Raw genomic sequence first — 20,117 nt, forward strand, 5'->3', positions numbered from 1 at the left:
CAAAGAGCGCGTTTTTCGTGAGGCGACGGCCTAGCTTTTGGACCGCGCCCCGCTGGGGTCATACATCGGTTTCAAACTGGCCTCGGCCTTGATCCGGCGGCCCGCCACGTCGATCTCATAGGTCGAGGCCAGCAGATCGGCGGGGCTTTCGCCCGCGCAGGGCACATAGCCCAGCCCGATCGCTCCGCCTAGGTGATGGCCATAGTTGCCCGAGGTGAGATAGCCCACGATCGCCCCCTCTCGCAGGATCGGTTCAGCGTGGTAGAGCAATGGCTCGGGGTCCGTCAGGCGGAATTGCAGCATCCGCAGTTTCAACCCCTCTTCCTTTTTGCGCAGCACCGCGTCGCGGCCGATGAAGTCGGGCTTGTCGGTCTTCACCGCAAAGCCCAAGCCCGCCTCCAGCACATGATCCTCGCAGGTGATATCATGGCCGAAGTGGCGAAAGCCCTTTTCGATACGGCAACTGTCCATTGCATGCAGACCGCAAAGTCTCAGGCCAAAGGCCGCGCCCGCTTCCATCAGTGTCTCAAAGACATGGCCTGCCATCTCGGCGCTGACGTAAAGCTCCCAGCCCAGTTCGCCCACATAGGACACCCGATGCGCCCGGGCGAGGCCCATGCCGACCTCGATCTCGCGCGCCATGCCGAAGGGATGGCTGTCATTCGAGAAGTCATCGGGAGAGACCGCCTGCAAGACCTCCCGCGCCTTCGGCCCCATGAGGGCGATCACCGCCTCACCCGCTGTCACATCGGTGATCACCACCATCCGGTCGCCAGCATGGCGGCGCAGCCATGTCTCATCCGCCAGCCGCGTCGCTGCCGGAGTGACGACAAGATAGGCGGTCTCGCTCAGCCGCGTTACGGTGACATCCGCCTCGATCCCCCCGCGGGGGTTGAGGAATTGCGTATAGACGATCTTGCCCACCGGCACCGCCATCTGCGCGCCGCAGACGTGGTTCATGAAAGCTTCGGCCTCTGGCCCCTCGACGCGAATTTTGCCGAAAGACGACACATCGTAAAGCCCCACGCCCGCGCGGATGGCGGCATGTTCGGCGGCTTGATTGTCGAACCAATTCTGCCGGCCCCAAGCATAGCGATATTCGCGCGGCTGCCCGGGATCAGCGAACCAATTGGCCCGTTCCCAGCCTGCGAATTCGCCCATGACCGCGCCATGCTCCAGCAGATGCGCATGGAGCGGGCTGCGCCTAATGCCCCGCGCGGTGGCCTTTTGGCGGTAGGGGAAGTGATCGGCATAGAGCAGCCCCAGCGTTTCGGTCGACCGTTCCGCCAGATAGGTCTTGTTGCCCTGAAAGGGCTGCATCCGCGCAATGTCCACATCGCCCAGATCGAAGGGTTTCTGCCCGTCCTCCATCCACTGCGCCAGCGCCATCCCCGCGCCGCCCGCCGATTGGATGCCGATGGAGTTGAACCCGGCGGCGACCCAGACATTGTCCATCTCGGGCGCTTGGCCGAGGTGATAGGCATCGTCGGGGGTGAAACTTTCGGGGCCGTTGAAAAAGGTATGAATTCCCGCCTCCGCCAGCAGCGGCAGCCGTTTGACCGCCATTCCGAGGATCGGCTCGAAATGGTCGAAATCCTCGGGCAGTTGATCGAACTCGAAACTCTCGGGGATGCCGTCCAGCGCCCATGGTTTGGCCACGGGTTCGAAGGCGCCAAGCAGGATCTTCCCCGCATCCTCTTTGTAATAGGCGTATTCATCAGGGATGCGCAGCACCGGCAACTGGTGCAAGCCCGGCACGGCCTCGGTGACGATATAGAAATGCTCACAGGCTTGCAGCGGCACGTTGCTGCCCAGCATCCGGCCCAGCTCGCGCCCCCACATGCCCGCGCAATTGATGACATGTTCGGCCTCGATCCGGCCCGTGCTACCATCCTCCCCGGCCCAGTCCACCGCCGTGATCCGACGCCCCGCGCGGGTGACCCCCGTCGCCTTGACCCGCTCGGCCACCACCGCGCCACGCGCCCGGGCGCCCTTGGCCAAGGCCAGCGCGATATTGGCCGGATCGCCCTGCCCGTCTTTCGGCAGATAGACCGCGCCGGTCATGCCTTTGGTCTCCACATGGGGGTATTTCGCGCGCACCTCTTCAGGCGTGATCTCTTCGACCTCGACGCCAAAGGCGCGGGCCATGGCGGCCTGCCGCAAGATCTCCTCACGCCGCGCAGGCGTCAGGGCGGCGGTGATCGAGCCCACGCGCTTGAACCCGGTGGCGACCCCGGTTTCCCCCTCCAGCGCGCCGTAGAGTTCTTGGGAGTATTTCGCCAGCCGCGTCATGTTCTGCGTCGCGCGCAGCTGCGCGATCAGCCCCGCCGCATGCCATGTGGTGCCCGAGGTCAGTTGTTTGCGCTCCAGCAGTACCACATCGGTCCAGCCCAGTTTCGTCAGATGATAGGCGACCGAACAGCCGATCACGCCACCGCCGATGATCACCGCGCGGGCCTTCGAAGGCAGGTGTCCCATCTCAGACCTCCTGCGCGCGGATACGCGCATTTTCGCTGTCCCAGAGAGGGGCGTCGGGCTGCACCGTAGCGCGGTAGCTTTGCCCATAGATTTCCACCATCAGCTCGGTGCCCGGCTGGGCGGCCTCGGCCCGCACGACGCCGAGCGCGATGGAGGCACCCACCCGGTAGCCATATCCGCCGCTGGTCACCTCGCCCACGGCATCTCCGTTCAGGCGCAGCGTAACCATCGGCGGCGCGTCTTGCGGATTGCCTTCGACCACCAGCGTCACGAAGCGGCGCTGCGGGCCTGTCTCGCGTTCGGCGATCAGCGCGTCCTTGCCCGGGAACGCCTCTGACTTGTCGAGCCGCATGAAACGGTCCAACCCAGCCTCCAGCAACGTATACTCCTGCGACAGATCGCCCTTCCACGTCCGGTAGCCTTTTTCCAGCCGCATGGAATTGAGCGCGAACATCCCAAAGGGCGTGGCCCCGCCCGCGATGACCGCATCATAGATCGCCGGGATGTCTTCGGGGGCCGCGTGGATTTCCCAGCCCAACTCGCCCGCGAAACAGACCCGGGCGAGCAGCGCTGGCTTGCCCTTTACCGACGCCTCTTGATGGCTGAGCCACGGCAGCGCCAGATCGGCCTCTGGCGCCAGCGATGCCAGCAGGGCGCGGGATTTCGGGCCGCATAGGATCAGGGTCGAGACTGCATCGGTTCGATCCGTCAGGCTGATCGAACCGTCTTGGGGCAGCGCATCGCGCAGCAATTCATAGTCATGCCATTGCGCGGGAGCGGCGGTGATCAGGGTGAAGTCATCCTCAGCATGGCGCAGGATCGACATCTCGGTCAGCACCCGGCCCCGGCTGTCGGGGAAATAGCCCAGCGTCATCCGCCCGACCTTGGGAAGCGCACCTGCGATCCGCCCCCGCAGCCATTCCGCCGCCCCCGGCCCCGCAAGCGCGAAACGCGAGAACCCCGGCAGATCGAGCACGCCCACATCGTCGCGCACCGCCACGACCTCCTCACGAACCCGCGCCGCCCACGGGCCATCCCGGTCCCATGTCTGGGTCGCGGCCTCGGCGGTGTCATCACCGGGTTTGGCAAACCAATTCGCCCGCTCCCACCCGTTGTAGGCCCCCATCTGACCGCCCGCGTCGCACAGCCGGTCGTGCAGCGGCGACAGCTTCTTGTCGCGCCCGGCCGGCCATGCGTGATGCGGGAAATGCATCGCATATTCATGGCCATAGGTCTCAAGCGCCTTGGCGAGAGTGTAGTCGTGATCGGCATGGGCCGTGTAGCGGCGCGGGTCGACATCCCACATGTCCCATTCCGTTTCGCCTTGCGTGATCCATTCGGCCATGACCTTGCCCGCGCCGCCGCCCTGCGCGATGCCAAAGGTAAAGCTATGCGCCTCGAAAGCGTTTGGCACGCCGGGCATCGGGCCCAGCATCGGCAGCCCATCGGGCGCATAGGGGATCGGCCCATTGATCACCCGCCCCACACCGCTCTGGCCCAACAGCGGCATCCGCGCCATGGCGTCTTCGATATACCATTCCAACCGGTCCAGATCGTCGGGGTAGAGCTGAAAGCTGAAATCTTCGGGCATCGGATCCTCGGGGGTGATCCAATGCGCTTTGCAGTTGCGCTCATAGGGGCCAAGGTTCAGACCGTTCTTGTCCTGCCGCAGGTAATAGGAGCTGTCCACATCGCGGACCATCGGCATCTTATGGCCCTTCTCGGCGGTCCAAGCGGCAAGTTCGGGGATTTCTTCGGTCAAGAAATACTGATGGCTCATCACCACCGCGGGCACCCGGCGGCCCCCATGGGGGCGGAACCATTCGCCCACCCGTTGCGCGTAGTAGCCAGCAGCATTGACCACCTTCTCGCAGCGGATCGCGCCCTTGTCGGTATGCACGATCCATTCATCCCCTTCGCGGTCAATCCCTGTCGCGGGGGTGAAACGGTGGATCGCCGCGCCCGCCTCTCGCGCGCCGTTGGCAAGGGCTTGGGTCAGCTGCGCCGGGTCGATGTCCCCATCCAAGGGGTCCCACAGCCCGCCCGCCAGATCGTGCAGCTCTATGAAAGGGTTGTGTTCCTTCAATTCGGCGGGGGTGCACATCTCCATCCCCAGCCCCTGCGCGCGGGCCATGGAGGCGACATGTTCAAACTCCTGCATCCGCTCGCGGCTATGCGCGAGCCGCAGCGCCCCGGTGACATGGTAATTGATCGGATAGCCGACCGCCTCACCCAAACCGCGGTACATCTCAAGCCCGTAGCGCTGCATGTTCATCACGGCCCAAGAGTTCGAGAAATTCGGGCAATTGCCCGCCGCGTGCCAAGTAGAGCCTGCGGTGAGTTCGTTCTTTTCCAGCAGAACGCAATCGGTCCACCCCGCGCGGGCGAGGTGATAGAGGGTCGAGACCCCAACCACCCCGCCCCCGATGATCACAACCCGTGCCGTTGTCGGAAAATCAGCCACACGCACCTCCTATCGCCATGCACTCCCAAAGGGCCTGCCAGAGGCGCCCCCGGTCAGTTGCAGTTCTTTTAAATTGATGAAAACCCGGTTCAGTAAACCGGCGGAGAGATCACCCAGACCACCACGGCGGGCGTGTCGTGCGGGTTGTCCCAAGTGTAATATTCGCCGCGAATGCGAAAGCTGTCGCCGGGGCCAACGGTAAAGCGGCGGTCGGCAATCGTGAGGTTCAACCGGCCCGAGATGACGAAGCCGACCTCTTGCGTCTCCCGCTTCACCGGCGCTTCCAGCCCCGAATAGGCCGCAAAGGTCGAATGGATCACTTCGAAACTGTCGGTCAGATCGGGCGAAAGCAGTTCTTCCGTCAGCCCGTTGGCGGCACTGCCCATGGCCCGCCGCGCCCCGGCCCGCACGACATAGCCGCGTTCTTCGGAGCTTACCGCCGCTTCGCCAAAAAGCAGCGAGATTGGCACTTCCAAGATCTCGGCGATGCGGCGCAGGTCGGCGATGGAGGGGGTCGAGATGTCGCGTTCGATCTGGCTGACCCAGCCGACCGACCGGCCCAAAGCCTCGGCCAGGTCCGTGAGAGTCAGTTTGCGCCCCTTGCGGATCGCCCGTAGGTCGGCCCCCAGAGAGCGCGGCCCCACGGCCTCCGCCCCGGGCCTTTTTGCTCGGGTCATGTGAAATTTTCCTCCATTTTTTCACTGTGGCGCGGAATTCGGCGTCTGGCAAGGGGGCTCCTTTCATACAGAAGGGGATTGCGGGCGGGGTTAAGACCGCCCTTTCCAAGGGACCAGCAACCGCTCAGCCTTGCGCATCAGCATGTCGATGCCGAAACCGATGATGCCGATCAGGATGATCCCCATAAGCACGATGTCGGTCAGCTGGAATTTGGAGGCGACCATGATCATCATCCCCGCCCCCTTCTCTGCCGCGACCAGTTCGGCGGCGACCACCGTGCCCCAGCAGACCCCCATCGCCACCCGCGCACCGGTGAAAATCTCGGGCAGCGAGTTTGGCACGATGACATGGCGCATGATCTGCGCCTTGGAGGCGCCCAGCGAATAAGCCGCATGGACCTTGGTGATATTCACCCCCGACACGCCCGAACGCGCCGCGATGGCCATGATCCACAGCGCCGCGAGGAACAGCAGGATGATCTTGCCCACCTCCCCGATCCCCGCCCAGATGATCACCAGCGGGATCAGCGCGAGCGGCGGCACCGGGCGCATGAATTCGACAATCGGATCGAACCAGCCCCGAAACCAGCCCGACAGCCCCATGGCATAGCCCAACGGAATGCCCACCAGCGCCCCAAGAGCGAACCCCACCACCACGCGGAACAGCGAATAGCCCAGATGCTCCCACAGGGTGCTGTCGCGGTAGCCTTGGCTTGAGATTTCAGCAAGGCGGGAGACCACGGCTTCGGGGGGCGGCAGCCAGATCGGCTCCATCTGCCAACCCTTGGCGGGCTCGAAATTCAGCGTGCCCTTGGGCGACATGCCCACACGGCCAAACTCGGTCTGCACCTCGCCACCGGGCGCGATCTCCTGCCCGTTCACGGCAACAACCCGGTGCCCGAGATCGCGGCCCTTCTCGTCATTCTTATCAACACGCAACAGCCCCGAGCGCCAAGCGCCGATGGTGAAAGCGTCATTCTTGGCCCAGCCTTCGCCGGGATCGACCTGCGGCGTCTCGGCGTCTTCGCCCACCGGGTGCACCAGCACCGTGATCGTGCCATCATCGCGGGAGCCGTCATCGGCCTCGGCGGTATAGGTCAGCTCGGCCATCCCCTCGAACGGGCCGGGCGCATGTAAGAACCGGGGCAGCAAGGACGAACCGGTGAAAGCGCCCCACAGCAAGAAGATCGTCAGGATCGAGATCACGCTGGCAGTGCGGTTCGACGTCACCGCGCTTTCGTCGCCAAAGGTTACCGTTTTACGCGCCGCGAAACCGCTGGCGGTCTGATCGACAACCAGACGGACAAGCAAAAAGGAAAGCGCGAAGATGACGATATAAATAAGCAGGATCAACATCATGCCTCCTCCGTCCGGCCCATGATCTCTTCCTCCATGTCCCAGATCATGCCGAGGATCTCCTCGCGCCTTTCGGCGAATTCCGGGTGTTTCTTGACCTCACGCAGGTCTTGCCCCACGCCCAGATCGGCAAAGGGCAGACGGTATTCGCGGTGAATGCGCCCCGGGCGCGGCGCCATGACCAAAAGCCGCTCGCCAAGCAGCAGCGCCTCTTCGACCGAATGGGTGATCAAGATGATGGTCTTGCCTGTCTCTTTCCACAGTTTCAGCACGAGGCTTTGCATCTTTTCGCGGGTCAGCGCATCCAGCGCGCCCAAGGGTTCGTCCATCAAGATCACATCGGGGTCATTCGCCAGACAGCGCGCCAGCGCCACCCGCTGCTGCATCCCGCCCGAGAGCTCATAGATCGCCTTTTCCTTGAAATCGCCCAGCCCGACGATATCAAGCAGATGGTCAACCTCGGCCCCGTACTGCTTTTCGCCCTGCCCTTTCATGCGCGGACCAAAGCTCACGTTTTCACGCACTGACATCCACTCAAAGAGCGCGCCCTGTTGAAAGACCATGCCACGCTCGGCATCCGGCCCGGTGACGCTATGGCCGTTCATCACGATCTCGCCCGAACTCGGGGCAAGGAAACCCGCCACGATATTAAGCAACGTCGTCTTGCCACAGCCCGAGGGGCCAAGGACCGACATCAATTCCCCCTCGGCAAGGTCAAGCGATACATCCTCAAGCGCCTGCACATGACTGCCATTGGGCAGATCAAACCGCATCGACAGGTTTTCGATTTTCAATCCCGACATGCCGCCCCGCTGCTTTTCGTTTATCGGCGCGCCCCATCTGCCCGGTCCCTCGCAATCAGGCACCGGGCTGCAACGGGGCGGCCTATTTTTGCGCCGCTTGGCTTACATATCGCTCGCGGCTTGCAGCGGGCCGGTATTCACCGCGTCTTCATAGCTGTCGAGCGCTCCGTCGATCGCGCCTGCTTCGACAAAGACATCGGCCACGCCTTTCATGAACTCCTGCGCGCCCCCGCCGAGCCATTTCTCACCCATCTGCTCATCGACCGACGGGAAAGAGAATGTCGCGATGGTTTCCATCGTGGCGTCTTCGTCCATACCGGCGTCCTTGGCGATGACAGGCAGCATCTTGCCGCGGTTGGCCTCATCCGCCCACATCGCGTTTGCCTCAGCCGTCACGCTGAGAAAGGCGGCAACCGTGTCGGAGTTTTCGGCCACCCAAGAGGCCGGGCCGGAGGTCACGTCGAAGACAAGAATGCCCAGCTCTTCCTTCTCCGCGCCGGTCAACAGGATATTGCCATGTTCCATCATCCGGCGCAGCGACCCACCCCAGCCGCAGGCCATATCGACCGATCCCTGTGCGATGGCCGCGGCCCCATCTGGCGGCGCCATATCCACCACGTCGAGCGATCCTACATCGACGCCGAAGTGGTTCATTTGTTTAAGAAAACCGTAGTGCGCAGCCGTGCCAAGCGGCACCGCGACCTTCTTGTCCGTCAGTTCCTCGGCAGAGGATTTGTCGATCTCCAGCGCCTCGCGCACAACGCAATTGTCATTCTCGGAATAGCTGACCGCGACATCGAGAATTTGCAGGTCTTGCCCCGCCGAAGTGGCGACCACGAAGGGCGGCACGCCTTGGCTGAGCGACAACTGCACATCCCCCGAGGCCATCGCCGCCGACATGGCGGTGCCGGAATCGAAGCTCACCCAATTCACCGTCGTGCCGAGCGCTTCATCATACATCCCCTCCGCCTTGGCGTATTGGAACGGCATCGGCCATTCGAGGAAATACCCAACGGTCAGATCCTGCGCGGCGGATTGGCTGACCCCCAGCACAAGCAGGCTGGCGGCGGTGCCCATCAGTTTCACGGTCTTCATGATAGTCTCCCTTGGTTTGTTATGGTCGCGTCTTGCAGTCGAACTCCCGTTCACATGGATCGCGACCATCGGCCCTGTCAGACATCAGGAAGGGCAAGCCCCGGGTCATGTGAAAAAATCCCTCACGATTTCACGATACGGGCGGAATTGAACTTTTCAACAATTTTCTCACGCCGCAGCGCAACATAATTTCAATGTTAAAAAGTATGCGTAGAAATGTGCCAGAACGCGCGTTGTCTGCGAGAACTACGCGGAATTTCTAAACAGAAATTTAATGGTTTTAGCGGACCGTCGGCCTCAACCCAGTGATTAGGAGAGTCTTGACCAGTCGGAATGCCCCGGCCCGGGCCGGGGCGCTCTTGACCCGCGCGGGCGCGGGTCAAGTCTATCAATACGCTTCTATAACAAGCGCTTACCAGGAGGTGATGACCGTGCCCTGATAGCTTTCATCGATAAAGGTTTTGATCTCATCGGAGTGATAGGCCTTGAGCAATGTATCAACCCATGCCGCTTCCTCGTCGCCCTTGCGGACGGCGATGACATTCACATAGGGGTTCTCGGCGCTTTCCATCGCGATGGAATCTTCCTTGGGGCTGAGACCCGAGGCAATCGCGTAGTTTGTGTTGATCAAAGCGGCATCCAGATCGGCCAGCGAACGCGGCAGTTGGGCGGCATCAAGTTCCTTGAAGGACAGGTCTTTGGGGTTTTCGGTGATGTCGAGCACGGTCGGCACCAGACCGGCGGCCTCATCGACTTTGATCAACCCGAGTTCTTGCAGAACCAACAGCGCGCGGCCACCGTTCGTGGGATCGTTCGGAATGCCGAATGTCGCGCCTTCTTCGAGATCAGCAAGATCGGTGATCTTGTCGGAATAGACGCCCATCGGGGTGGTGATCGTGTTGCCGACCACGCTCAGTTCAAAGCCGCGGTCTTTCATCTGCGCTTCGAGATAGGGCACGTGCTGGAAAGAGTTCGCCTGAATGTCGCCATCGGCGAGTGCTTGGTTCGGCACCACATAGTCAGAGAATTCGACCACGTCGATTTCGAGGCCCATAGGCTCCGCGATGCGGGCCACCTCTTCCATAATCTCGGCGTGTTCGCCAGGGGACACACCGACCTTAATTTCTTCAGCGGCAAGGCCTGTGGCCATCAACGCCAGAACGGAGGTGAGTGTTGTAAGACGAAGCATAGTATCTCCTTAGATTGAGAGAACGGAAGTAAGGCGCGGCCTATTGACCGCCGCTTTTGGTGGCCCGTTTGTCCACGGCGCTGGCAATACGCTCACCAATGGACTGCACAAGCTGCACCAAGACGATAAGAATGATCACGACAATCGCCATGACGTCGGGCATAAACCGTTGATATCCATAACGGATACCCAGATCACCCAGCCCCTCGCCGCCCACGGCGCCGACCATGGCAGAATAGCCGATCAGGCTGACGATGGCGAGGGTGAGGCCCAGTGTGATGCTCGGCAGCGCCTCGGGCAGCAGCACCTTGCGGATGATTTGCAGCGGCGTCGCCCCCATGGCGCGGGCGGCTTCGATTAAGCCGGAATCGACTTCGCGGATCGCGTTTTCCACCAGACGGGCGATGAAAGGCACGGTCGCAATCGTCAGCGGCACGATCGCCGCCGTGGTGCCGATGGAAGTGCCTGCGATCATGCGGGTGAAGGGAATGATGGCCACGACCAGAATGATGAACGGCACGGAACGCGTGGCGTTCACCACCAGTCCCAGCACCTTGTTCACCCATGGGGCGGACAGCAGTTCGCCGCGCTGCGAGGTGGCCAGAAACAGCCCAAGCGGCAGGCCGAAAACGGTGCCGAGGATGGCCGAGATTGCGACCATGTAGAGCGTTTGCCCCGTGGCCTCGACCAATAGGTTAATCAGGTTAGCCGACATAGCCCAGCACCTCCGTCAGCAGTCCGTGTTGTTCCAGAAAGGCGCGCGCTTGGGCGGCCTGCGCCACGGGCATCGACACCAGCAGGTTGCCGAAGGGCCGCGTGCCGATTTCTTCCACCGCACCGGCAAGGATATTGACCGGAATGCCCATCTCTTGCGTCAATCGCGCCAGCATCGGATCGGTGGCATGGGTGCCCGCAAAGGTGACGCGGATGACCTCTTCGCCCCCTGCCGCGGGCGGGGTTTGGGTCAGGCGGTCTTTGACGAAGGCAGGCAGGGTGACGCCCGTCACGCCCGACAGGAAAGACCGCGTCGTCGCATGTTGCGGCGCGGTGAAGATGTCATAGGTCTCCCCATGCTCCACGATGCGGCCCGCGTCGATCACCGCCACATGGCTCGCGATGTCGCGCACCACGGCCATCTCATGGGTGATCAGCAGGATCGTCAGCCCCAGATCGCGGTTAATGTCCTTCAAAAGCGCCAGAACCGTTTGCGTGGTTTCGGGGTCGAGCGCCGATGTCGCCTCATCCGAAAGCAGCACCTTCGGCCCGGTGGCCAAGGCCCGCGCGATGCCGATACGCTGTTTCTGCCCGCCGGAAAGCTCAGCCGGATAGCGCCCCGCCTGCGCGCTCAGACCGACACGGTCGATCAGGTCCGCCACGCGCGGCTTGATCTGCGCGCTCGGCATTCCCGCCACTTCGAGCGGCAGCGCGATATTGCCCGACACGGTGCGTGAAGACAGCAGGTTAAAGTGTTGAAAAATCATGCCAACGTCACGGCGGATCGCGCGCAGCTTGCCGCCCTTGGCGCTGCCGACATCCTCACCCCCGACCAGCACTTTGCCGGTCGTCGGACGCTCCAACCCGTTGACCATACGCAGCAGGGTCGACTTGCCCGCCCCCGACCGCCCGATGATCCCCGTGATGGAGCCGGGTGCCACGTCGAGGGAAATCCCTTCGAGCGCATTCACGGTCGCACCGCCCGCTTTGGTAAAGGCCTTGCCGACCTTGTCAAAGGCGATCGAGGCGCCTTCTGTAGTGATATCAGTCATTTTCCGTCCGGATCGGGGTGGGTTTCGAGTGGTGCCCCCGTAGATAGAACCCCTGCAGGCGATGCAAGGCATGATCATGCATAGCTGCATTGTTTCTCGGGCCTATCTCTCGCAGCCGCATTCGCCCCTTGTGCCGCAAACCGATGGGGATGATTATATTCACGAATCGGAATGAATGATGGGAGGGGATCAGATGAAGATTAACAGACGGATGGTGCTGGCCGGAATGGGGGCGGCCGCCCTCGCCCAAACGCCGCTGCGCGCTTTCGCGATGACCTCGGCCCAGATCGGCGGATATGAGTTCATCAGCGTGAGCGACGGCAATCTGGTGCTGCCGCGCAGCTTTTTCTTCGAAGGTTTGCCGCAAGACGCACTGGCGGAGGCTTTGGCGCCCTTCGACCTGCCCCAAGACCAGTTGGAGCCGCCTTGCAACCTGACGCTTTTGCGCAATGACGAGCGTGTGATCCTCTTTGACGCGGGCGCGGGCCCTGCCTTCATGCCCTCCGCTGGGGCGCTGCTCGACAGCCTTGATGCCGCAGGCGTCGCGCCGGAGGCGGTGACCGATGTGGTCTTTACCCATGGCCATCCCGACCACCTTTGGGGCGTGCTGGACGATTTCGACGATCTGGTCTTTCCCAATGCGCGCTACCATATGGGCCAAGTTGAATGGGACTATTGGCGCGATCCGGCGACGGTGGACCGGATTGGCCCGGCCCGCGCCGCCTTTGCCGTGGGGGCCGCGCGGCGGCTGGAAGCGATTGAGGATCGGGTGCGCCATTTTGCCGACGGGGGCGAAGTGCTGCCCGGCATCACGGCGCAGGCGAGTTTCGGCCATACGCCCGGGCATATGTCCTTCCTTCTGGGCACGGGCGGTGATGCGCTGCTGATCGGCGGCGATGCCATTGGCAACCACCACCTTGCCTTTGCCCGCCCGGGCTGGGCCAGCGGATCGGACCAAGACCCCGAGCAAGGCGCGAGCACCCGGCAGCGTTTGCTCGATCGGCTGGTGCAGGAGAAAATCTGGCTGATGGGCTTCCACTTGCCGCAGGGCGGATTGGGCCGCGTCGAACGGAGTGGCGAAGGGTATCGTTTTCTGGGGGCCGCGCAATGAAGCACCTGATTTACGCCGCCGCCCTTCTGCTCGGCTCAAACGCCATGGCCAGCGAGGATATCGCCGATAAATACCCCGGCTCCCTGCTCTACGACAAACCCTATGAAGTCATTCCCGGCGTCTTTTCGGCCATCGGAGCGACGGCCCCGCCCACTTACGAAAACGCGGGCCATAACAATAACCTAAGCTTCATCGTGACCGGCCAAGGCGTTGTCGTAATTAACGGCGGCGCGGCCTACGGGCTGGCCGCGGCACTGCATGAAGAGATTAAGGCCGTGACCGATGAGCCGGTCAAACTGGTCTTTAACGAGAACGGTCAGGGCCACGCGGTTCTGGGCAACGGTTACTGGGCTGAGCAAGGCGTGCCGATCGTCGCGCATGCAGACGCCGCGCATGAAGTGGAGCGCTTTGGCGGCAGCATTCTGGAGGCCATGCAGCGCTACAACCGCGACCGGGCCGAGGGGACGGAGGTGCAGCTGCCAACCGAGACCTTCGAGGATGAATATATCGTCGAGATGGGCGATTTCCGCATCGAGGCCCGCCACCTCGGCCCGGCCCATAGCCCCGGCGATATCGTGATCTGGCTGCCGAAGCAGAGCCTCGTGATCTCGGGCGACATGGCCTTTCACGAGCGCATGCTGCCGATTTTTCCCGACACGATGACCGCCGAATGGATCGAGACTTGGGAAACCGCGTTTGAGCCGCTGAAGGCCCGTTATGTGATCCCCGGTCACGGGCATCCGACCAATATGGCGCAGGTCCGTCGCTTCACGCGGGATTATCTGCTCTACCTCCGCGCGCAGATCGCCGCCCATCTGGAGGCGGGCGGCGGTCTGGCCGAGGCTTACTATGTAGATCAATCGCCCTATGCCGGGCTTGATACTTTCGAGGAATTGGCGACGAAAAACGCGGGCCGCGTGTTCGAGCAAATGGAGTTCGAGTAGCGCCCCCGCTACTTCCCCGCGAGGCTGAAGGGCTGTGATGCGGCCCCGTCACGATACCAACGCATGATCTTGCGGCGCTCTTCTTCCTCCATGAAGGACACATTGGCGGGGGGCATGGCATTGGTCACCCCCGCTTGCAGATAGATCTGCCGCGCGGCCCGGGCAATGTCGGCGGGCGTTTCAAGGAGCAACCCCTTAGGCGCGCGGTGGATACCGTCGTAGAACGGCTCGCGCGCATGGCACATGGCGCAACGCCCCGGCACGATATTGGCCACCTCATCAAACCCCTCGGCACTGGCGAAAAGCTGTTCTGTCTCAGTCAGCGCGCGGGTCTCTGCCGCTTCAATATCGTCTTGCATCAGGGGCGCGGTCGAGAGCCACATGATCGCCACGAACAAAAGCGCGGTCACGACCCATGTCCAATGCGGGCCCTTTCCGGTCGCGTGCATCGTGTTGAAGTAATGCCGGATCGTTACCCCCATCAAGAAGACCAGCGCGGCGATTAGCCAGTTGTACTCGGTCGCGAAAGCCAGCGGGTAGTGGTTGCTAAGCATCAGGAAGATGACCGGCAGCGTCAGGTAGTTGTTGTGGGTCGAGCGCAGCTTGGCGATCTTGCCGTATTTCGCGTCCGGCGTGCGCCCTTCTTGGAGGTCCTTCACCACGATACGCTGGTTCGGCATAATGATGAAAAACACGTTCGCCGTCATGATCGTCGCTGTAAATGCCCCCAGATGCAGCAGTGCCGCGCGGCCCGTGAAGACCTGGTTGTAGCCCCAAGCCATCGCCACCAGCAGCACGAAGAGAAGCAGCATCAGCACCGTGGGCCGGTTGCCGAGCTGCGATTTGCACAGGAAGTCGTAGATCAGCCAACCCAGCGTCAGCGACCCCGCCGAGATTAGGATGCCTTGAAAAACCGAGAGGTCCGCCTTGGCCGGGTCTATGAGGTAAAGCTCCGCCCCCGCCCAATAGACGACCATCAAGAGTGCCGCCCCCGACAGCCACGTCGAATAGCTCTGCCATTTGTGCCAGATCAGGTGCTCGGGCATGTTTTCGGGTGCCACGAGGTACTTCTGAATGTGGTAAAACCCGCCGCCATGGACCTGCCATTCCTCGCCAAATGCGCCCGCGGGCAGATGCGGCACCTTGCGCAGGCCGAGGTCGAGCGCGATGAAGTAAAAGGACGCGCCGATCCATGCCATGGCGGTGATGACATGCACCCAGCGGATGGCAAAGCCGATCCAATCCCAGATGATGGCTAAGTCGTGCATGAGGTCTCTCCGGATGATTCACCGGGCAGACTATTCAATCGCGGATTTTACCGCTAGATTTGGCATTCCCTAAACTCTATCAAAAGTTCCCGATAAATGTCCTATTTCGACAACATTCGCACCTTCGTGCGCGTCTACGAGCTTGGCAGCATGTCGGCGGCGGCGCGCGACCAGCGGGTTTCGCCTGCCGTGGCCTCGGCGCGGATCACGCAGCTTGAGGGGCATCTGGGCGTGCGATTGTTCCAGCGCACCACGCGCAGCCTGTCGGCCACCGAACAGGGGCGGATATTCTACGATGGGGCCTGCAAGATCCTCGCCTCCGTGGCCGAGGCCGAGGCGGGTATCGAAGACGTCACTGACAATCCGCGCGGCACGCTGCATGTGGCGGCCCCCTTGGGGGTCGGGCGGCGGCTGATCGCGCCGCATGTGCCTGCCTTTGCAGAAGCCTATCCGCTCGTCGATCTGCGGCTGCGCCTCAGCGACCGTAAGCTCGACCTCACCGCCGAAGGGCTGGACGTGGCCTTTTTTCTGGGCCGTCCGCAGGATTCCACACTACGGATCCGCAAGGTGGCCGATTGCGAGCGCGTGCTCTGCGCCAGCCCGGCCTATGTCGCGGCGCATGGGCATCCCCGCTCGGGGGCCGAGATCGACCGCGGCCAGCACAATTGCCTCAACCTGCGTTTTCCCGGCGCGACCGAGTTTCAATGGCAGCTACAAGGCCCTGAAGGCGCGGTGAAATACGATGTGCGCGGGCGGTTTGAGAGTGACGATGGCGACGTGCTGACCGATTGGGCGCTGGCCGGCGCGGGCATCGCCATGAAGCCGATCTTTGAGATCGCCGAACATTTGCAAAGCGGCGCTTTGGTGCGGGTCGTGGAAGACACGCCGCCCCTGCCCGTTCAAATGGCCTGCCTCTACACCCATCGCCGCCATCAAGACCCGAAAACACGGCTCTTCATGGACTTCATGATCGCGCGGATGGAGGACGCGCTAAAGGTCTAGCTGCCCCGGTAGGTGGAATAGCCGAAGGGCGAGAGCAGCAGCGGCACGTGGTAATGCGCGGCCTCAGACATGCCGAAACGCAGCGGGACGACATCCAGAAAGGGCGGTTCCTCTGCCGGGACGCCCTGCGCGCCGAGGTAATCGCCGCAGTGGAACAGCAGCTCATAGGTGCCGGTTTCGAACTCCGCCGCGGGCAGGATCTGCTCATCGGTGCGGCCATCGGCATTGGTGGTGAGGCTGCGCAAATGGGTGCGCGTCTCACCTTCCAGACGGTAGAGGTCGATCTTCAGCCCCGCCGCCGGGCAGCCGCGCGCTGTGTCCAATACATGTGTTGTCAGATAGCCTGTCATCATACCCTCCGTGCCTAACCCTTGATCGCCCGCGCCGCGCCCGAGCGAAAGTGCCCTTTTCACGATAGTCTTTCAGGAATTAATTGAAAGCAATCCAAGACCTTCCGGTCTAGACAGAGAACGACAGAAGGAGAACGACATGACTCGCTACCCCCGCGACATGCAGGGTTACGGCCCCACCCCCCCAGATGCACAATGGCCCGGTGGCGCGAAGATCGCCGTGCAGCTGGTGCTGAACTACGAAGAAGGCGGTGAGAACAACATCCTGCACGGGGATGCGGCATCAGAAGCGTTTCTGTCCGAGATCGTGGGCGCCGCCCAATGGCCGGGGCAGCGTCATGCCAATATGGAATCGATCTACGAATACGGCGCCCGCGCCGGATTCTGGCGGCTTCATCGCTTGATGAAAGACCTGCCCGTCACGGTTTACGGTGTCGCCACGGCGCTGGCCCGCTCGCCCGTACAAGTCGCCGCGATGGTCGACGCAGGCTGGGAAATGGCGACCCACGGTCTGAAATGGATCGAACACAAGGACATGGCAGAAGACGCAGAGCGCGCAGCCATCGCCGAGGCGATCCGCCTGCATACCGAAGTGACCGGCCAAGCGCCGCGCGGCTTTTACTGTGGGCGCTCGTCCGAGAACACGCTGCGCCTTGCGGCAGAGACCGGGCAGTTCGCCTATGTGGCCGACGCCTATGCCGATGATCTGCCCTATTGGATGGAGGTCGGTGATCGCGACCAGTTGATCGTGCCCTATACGCTCGACGCCAACGACATGCGTTTCGCCACGCCGCAGGGGTTCAATGCGGGCGCGCAGTTCTTTGACTACCTCAAAGCCAGTTTCGACGCGCTTTACCGCGAAGGGGTCGAGGGCGCGCCGAAAATGCTCTCGGTCGGGTTGCATTGCCGCCTGATTGGCCGCCCCGGTCGGGTCGAGGCGCTGCGCCAGTTCATCGAATACGCCCAAAGCCATGAGGGCGTTTGGTTCGCCACCCGTGAGCAGATTGCGGATCACTGGGCCGCCACCCATCCGCACCAGCGCCGCGCGCGTCCCAGCCAGATGGACCGCGAGACTTTCGTTGCGAAATACGGCAGCATCTTTGAGCACTCCCCATGGATCGCCGAAGGCGCCCATGCGCTGGAACTGGGCGCGGGTCATGACACCGCCGTCGGCCTGCACAATGCTCTGGCACGGGTCTTCCGCTCCGCCTCAGATGCGCAGCGCCTCGGCGTGCTGCAAGCCCACCCCGATCTGGCGGGCAAACTGGCGCAGGCCAAGCGGCTGACGGCTGAGAGCACCTCGGAACAGGCCGCTGCGGGGCTGGATGCGCTGACGGATGAGGAGCGGGAAACCTTTACCCAGTTAAACGACCGCTATGTCGAGAAACACGGCTTCCCCTTCATCATCGCCGTGCGCGACCACGACAAGGCGGGCATCCTCGCCGCTTTCAAACGCCGCATCGACAATGACCGCGACACCGAGTTTGCCGAGGCCTGCCGCCAAGTCGAACGGATCGCGCAGCTGCGCCTGAAAGACTTGCTGCCATGAGCAGGCAGATCCTGCTTCAGCCCCTCACCGCCGAGGCTTTCGCCCCCTTCGGCGAGGTGCTGGAAGTGCGCGGGGCGCCTGACAAAATCATCAACCAAGGGCTTTGCGGGCGGCATCACGATCTGGCCGATCTCGACTTTGGCGGGGGTCGTGCGGGCATCAGCGTCTTTAACGCAGAGCCGCGCGCCCTGCCCTTCAGCCTTGAGATGGTCGAGCGGCATCCGCTTGGCGCGCAGGCCTTTCTGCCGATGCATCAAAACCCCTATCTCGTGGTCGTCGCCCCCGATGACGCGGGCCGGCCCGGCCCCCTGCAGGCGTTTCTCGCAGGCCCCGGTCAAGGCGTGAACTACCGCCGCAATACATGGCACGCGGTTTGCTGCCCGCTGAGCGCCCCCGGTCTTTTCGCCGTGGTCGACCGGATCGGCGAAGGCGACAATTTGGAAGAACATTGGTTCGATCAGCCGTGGGAGGTGGTCGCAGCTAAGGAATAACCGTCATGTCCTCATCAGAAGCGGCAGACGGGATCGGTCAATAGGGAGAATGACATGACTGACGCTTCACTGGGCACGCCGGCGCAACTGCGCGACCCGAATTATACCCCCGCGCTATCCAAGGCCGCGCCCTTGGGCATTCAGCATGTCTTGGCGATGTTCGTCTCCAACGTGACCCCCGCGATCATCGTGGCAGGGGCTGCGGGCTTTGGCTTTGGCTCGGACGCCGGGGCGCAGGGGTTTCCGGACATGACCTATCTGATCCAGATGTCGATGCTCTTTGCGGGCATCGCCACGCTGTTTCAGACCATTGGCATGGGTCCGGTGGGGGCGCGGCTGCCTATTGTGCAGGGTACGAGTTTCGCCTTCCTGCCCATCATGATCCCGCTGGTCGCGGGCAAAGGGGTCGAGGCGCTGCCCGCGCTCTTTGGCGGCGTGCTGGTCGGCGGGCTGTTTCATGTGCTGTTGGGGACTTTCATCGGACGCATCCGCTTTGCCCTGCCGCCACTGGTGACCGGGCTGGTGGTGACGATGATCGGCCTCGCGCTGGTCAAGGTGGGCATCCAATATGCCGCCGGGGGTGTGCCCGCGATCAATAGCCCCGAATACGGCAGCCTGTTGAACTGGTCGGCAGCGCTGGTGGTGATCGTGGCAACGCTGGGGCTGAAGTTCTTCGCCCGGGGCATGCTATCGGTCTCCGCCGTGGTGATCGGCATTGGCGTGGGCTATCTCTATGCGCTGGCGATGGGGATGGTCACCTTCGAGGGCATCGCCACCAGTTGGAACCGCGCCGCCGCCGTGGCGCTGCCTGTGCCCTTTGCTTACGGGTTCGAGTTCAGCTTCGCCGCCATCGTCGGTTTCTGCCTGATGGCCTTCGTCTCGGCGGTTGAGACCGTCGGCGATGTCTCGGGCATCACCAAAGGCGGCGCGGGGCGTGAGGCGACGGATGCCGAGATCACGGGTGCCACCTATGCCGACGGTTTGGGCAGCGCGGTGGCCGGGATCTTTGGAGGTTTTCCCAACACCTCTTTCAGCCAGAACGTCGGCCTCATCGCCATGACCGGCGTGATGAGCCGCCACGTGGTGACCGTGGGCGCGCTGTTCCTGATCCTTTGCGGACTGGTGCCCAAGGTCGGCGCGGTGATCCGCACAATTCCCATCGAAGTGCTGGGCGGCGGGGTGATCGTGATGTTCGGCATGGTGGTCGCGGCGGGCATCTCGATGCTGTCGGACGTGAACTGGAACCGCCGCAACATGGTGATCTTCGCGATCTCGCTTTCGATCGGGCTGGGGCTGCAACTCGACCCCAAGGCAGTGCAATACCTGCCCGACACGCTGCGGGTGCTGATGACCAGCGGGCTGCTGCCTGCCGCGCTGATCGCGATTGTGCTGAACTTGGTGTTGCCCGAGCAATTGTCGGATGAGGCGACCGAGGAGGTCTCCGGCGGGCTTTCGGGGCATGGTTCGGGGTCGTTGGAGAAGCGGGTTTGATAAAGCAGGGGCGCCCCATGCGGCGCCCCTTTGTTGTGACCAACTCGGCTAGATACAATGCGACAACCAACCGGCTAGCGCAT

17 protein-coding genes are annotated in these 20,117 nt (G+C 62.7%); 6 read left to right on the plus strand and 11 right to left on the minus strand.

Features of this window, described 5'->3' with window-relative positions; translation table 11 throughout:
* Nucleotides 1-30 precede the first annotated feature (30 nt).
* From ACGYLA_RS02555 to ACGYLA_RS02595, 9 genes are all read right to left on the minus strand, one after another.
* Nucleotides 31-2,478, minus strand: a complete 2,448-nt coding sequence (locus ACGYLA_RS02555; protein WP_394430030.1) for an FAD-dependent oxidoreductase — start codon at nt 2,476-2,478, stop codon at nt 31-33.
* A gap of 1 nt (nt 2,479) precedes the next feature.
* The gene (locus ACGYLA_RS02560; protein ID WP_394430032.1) at nt 2,480-4,942 is read right to left on the minus strand and encodes an FAD-dependent oxidoreductase; all 2,463 of its coding nucleotides are present in this window, start codon (nt 4,940-4,942) and stop codon (nt 2,480-2,482) included.
* An 89-nt stretch (nt 4,943-5,031) separates the two neighbouring features.
* A complete protein-coding gene (locus ACGYLA_RS02565) occupies nt 5,032-5,619 on the minus strand; it encodes a helix-turn-helix domain-containing protein (protein WP_394430034.1) in 588 nt (195 codons plus the stop codon).
* Between the two features lie 90 nt (nt 5,620-5,709).
* Complete coding sequence (locus ACGYLA_RS02570) at nt 5,710-6,975, minus strand: ABC transporter permease (RefSeq protein WP_394430251.1); 1,266 nt, start codon at nt 6,973-6,975, stop codon at nt 5,710-5,712.
* Entirely contained in the window at nt 6,975-7,778 is an 804-nt protein-coding gene (locus ACGYLA_RS02575) for a taurine ABC transporter ATP-binding protein (protein WP_067266249.1), read from the minus strand. Before ACGYLA_RS02575 ends, ACGYLA_RS02570 begins: the two co-directional genes overlap by 1 nt.
* A 102-nt stretch (nt 7,779-7,880) precedes the next feature.
* Entirely contained in the window at nt 7,881-8,873 is a 993-nt protein-coding gene (locus tag ACGYLA_RS02580) for an ABC transporter substrate-binding protein (protein ID WP_394430036.1), read from the minus strand.
* Between the two features lie 412 nt (nt 8,874-9,285).
* The gene (locus ACGYLA_RS02585; RefSeq protein ID WP_394430038.1) at nt 9,286-10,062 is read right to left on the minus strand and encodes a MetQ/NlpA family ABC transporter substrate-binding protein; all 777 of its coding nucleotides are present in this window, start codon (nt 10,060-10,062) and stop codon (nt 9,286-9,288) included.
* 40 nt (nt 10,063-10,102) lie between these two features.
* On the minus strand, nt 10,103-10,777 hold the full coding sequence (locus ACGYLA_RS02590) for a methionine ABC transporter permease (protein WP_394430040.1): 675 nt from the start codon (nt 10,775-10,777) through the stop codon (nt 10,103-10,105).
* Nucleotides 10,767-11,828, minus strand: a complete 1,062-nt coding sequence (locus tag ACGYLA_RS02595; RefSeq protein WP_394430042.1) for a methionine ABC transporter ATP-binding protein — start codon at nt 11,826-11,828, stop codon at nt 10,767-10,769. Before ACGYLA_RS02595 ends, ACGYLA_RS02590 begins: the two co-directional genes overlap by 11 nt.
* A 193-nt stretch (nt 11,829-12,021) precedes the next feature.
* On the opposite strand from ACGYLA_RS02595, the gene ACGYLA_RS02600 reads away from it, so the two are divergent.
* Both ACGYLA_RS02600 and ACGYLA_RS02605 read left to right on the plus strand, forming a co-directional pair.
* On the plus strand, nt 12,022-12,939 hold the full coding sequence (locus ACGYLA_RS02600; protein WP_394430044.1) for an MBL fold metallo-hydrolase: 918 nt from the start codon (nt 12,022-12,024) through the stop codon (nt 12,937-12,939).
* The gene (locus tag ACGYLA_RS02605) at nt 12,936-13,883 is read left to right on the plus strand and encodes an MBL fold metallo-hydrolase (protein WP_394430046.1); all 948 of its coding nucleotides are present in this window, start codon (nt 12,936-12,938) and stop codon (nt 13,881-13,883) included. Before ACGYLA_RS02600 ends, ACGYLA_RS02605 begins: the two co-directional genes overlap by 4 nt.
* Before the next feature lie 8 nt (nt 13,884-13,891).
* Here the strand turns inward: ACGYLA_RS02605 and ACGYLA_RS02610 are convergent, their stop codons facing one another.
* Entirely contained in the window at nt 13,892-15,151 is a 1,260-nt protein-coding gene (locus tag ACGYLA_RS02610; protein WP_394430048.1) for a urate hydroxylase PuuD, read from the minus strand.
* Nucleotides 15,152-15,247: 96 nt separating this feature from the next.
* Here ACGYLA_RS02610 and ACGYLA_RS02615 point away from each other — a divergent pair, with 96 nt between their 5' ends.
* The gene (locus ACGYLA_RS02615; protein WP_394417501.1) at nt 15,248-16,153 is read left to right on the plus strand and encodes a LysR family transcriptional regulator; all 906 of its coding nucleotides are present in this window, start codon (nt 15,248-15,250) and stop codon (nt 16,151-16,153) included.
* On the opposite strand, the gene uraH is transcribed toward ACGYLA_RS02615, so the two are convergent.
* Nucleotides 16,150-16,503 (minus strand): hydroxyisourate hydrolase, encoded by a 354-nt coding sequence (gene uraH / locus ACGYLA_RS02620; RefSeq protein WP_394430050.1) that lies wholly within the window; start codon nt 16,501-16,503, stop codon nt 16,150-16,152. The genes ACGYLA_RS02615 and uraH overlap by 4 nt on opposite strands.
* A 139-nt stretch (nt 16,504-16,642) precedes the next feature.
* Here uraH and puuE point away from each other — a divergent pair, with 139 nt between their 5' ends.
* From puuE to ACGYLA_RS02635, 3 genes are read left to right on the plus strand one after another with little or no spacing between them, the layout of a single operon-like run.
* Complete coding sequence (gene puuE, locus ACGYLA_RS02625; protein ID WP_394430052.1) at nt 16,643-18,052, plus strand: allantoinase PuuE; 1,410 nt, start codon at nt 16,643-16,645, stop codon at nt 18,050-18,052.
* Nucleotides 18,049-18,543 carry an ureidoglycolate lyase gene (locus ACGYLA_RS02630; protein WP_394430054.1) on the plus strand — a complete coding sequence of 165 codons (495 nt, stop codon included), beginning with the start codon at nt 18,049-18,051 and terminating at the stop codon, nt 18,541-18,543. Before puuE ends, ACGYLA_RS02630 begins: the two co-directional genes overlap by 4 nt.
* A gap of 54 nt (nt 18,544-18,597) precedes the next feature.
* The gene (locus tag ACGYLA_RS02635) at nt 18,598-20,034 is read left to right on the plus strand and encodes a nucleobase:cation symporter-2 family protein (RefSeq protein ID WP_394430056.1); all 1,437 of its coding nucleotides are present in this window, start codon (nt 18,598-18,600) and stop codon (nt 20,032-20,034) included.
* Nucleotides 20,035-20,117: the final 83 nt, after the last annotated feature.

The organism is Sulfitobacter sp. 1A13679, assembly GCF_043557115.1.
Classification (GTDB): Bacteria; Pseudomonadota; Alphaproteobacteria; order Rhodobacterales; family Rhodobacteraceae; genus Sulfitobacter; species Sulfitobacter faviae.

Bases quoted from the DNA above. Each gene is read 5' to 3' on its own strand.
- ACGYLA_RS02610 (WP_394430048.1), bottom strand. From the start codon at position 15,151: ATGCACGACTTAGCCATCATCTGGGATTGGATCGGCTTTGCCATCCGC.
- uraH (WP_394430050.1), bottom strand. From the start codon at position 16,503: ATGACAGGCTATCTGACAACACATGTATTGGACACAGCGCGCGGCTGC.
- ACGYLA_RS02555 (WP_394430030.1), bottom strand. From the start codon at position 2,478: ATGGGACACCTGCCTTCGAAGGCCCGCGCGGTGATCATCGGCGGTGGC.
- ACGYLA_RS02590 (WP_394430040.1), bottom strand. From the start codon at position 10,777: ATGTCGGCTAACCTGATTAACCTATTGGTCGAGGCCACGGGGCAAACG.
- ACGYLA_RS02570 (WP_394430251.1), bottom strand. From the start codon at position 6,975: ATGTTGATCCTGCTTATTTATATCGTCATCTTCGCGCTTTCCTTTTTG.
- ACGYLA_RS02585 (WP_394430038.1), bottom strand. From the start codon at position 10,062: ATGCTTCGTCTTACAACACTCACCTCCGTTCTGGCGTTGATGGCCACA.
- puuE (WP_394430052.1), top strand. From the start codon at position 16,643: ATGACTCGCTACCCCCGCGACATGCAGGGTTACGGCCCCACCCCCCCA.
- ACGYLA_RS02615 (WP_394417501.1), top strand. From the start codon at position 15,248: ATGTCCTATTTCGACAACATTCGCACCTTCGTGCGCGTCTACGAGCTT.
- ACGYLA_RS02630 (WP_394430054.1), top strand. From the start codon at position 18,049: ATGAGCAGGCAGATCCTGCTTCAGCCCCTCACCGCCGAGGCTTTCGCC.
- ACGYLA_RS02605 (WP_394430046.1), top strand. From the start codon at position 12,936: ATGAAGCACCTGATTTACGCCGCCGCCCTTCTGCTCGGCTCAAACGCC.
- ACGYLA_RS02580 (WP_394430036.1), bottom strand. From the start codon at position 8,873: ATGAAGACCGTGAAACTGATGGGCACCGCCGCCAGCCTGCTTGTGCTG.
- ACGYLA_RS02635 (WP_394430056.1), top strand. From the start codon at position 18,598: ATGACTGACGCTTCACTGGGCACGCCGGCGCAACTGCGCGACCCGAAT.
- ACGYLA_RS02600 (WP_394430044.1), top strand. From the start codon at position 12,022: ATGAAGATTAACAGACGGATGGTGCTGGCCGGAATGGGGGCGGCCGCC.
- ACGYLA_RS02565 (WP_394430034.1), bottom strand. From the start codon at position 5,619: ATGACCCGAGCAAAAAGGCCCGGGGCGGAGGCCGTGGGGCCGCGCTCT.
- ACGYLA_RS02575 (WP_067266249.1), bottom strand. From the start codon at position 7,778: ATGTCGGGATTGAAAATCGAAAACCTGTCGATGCGGTTTGATCTGCCC.
- ACGYLA_RS02595 (WP_394430042.1), bottom strand. From the start codon at position 11,828: ATGACTGATATCACTACAGAAGGCGCCTCGATCGCCTTTGACAAGGTC.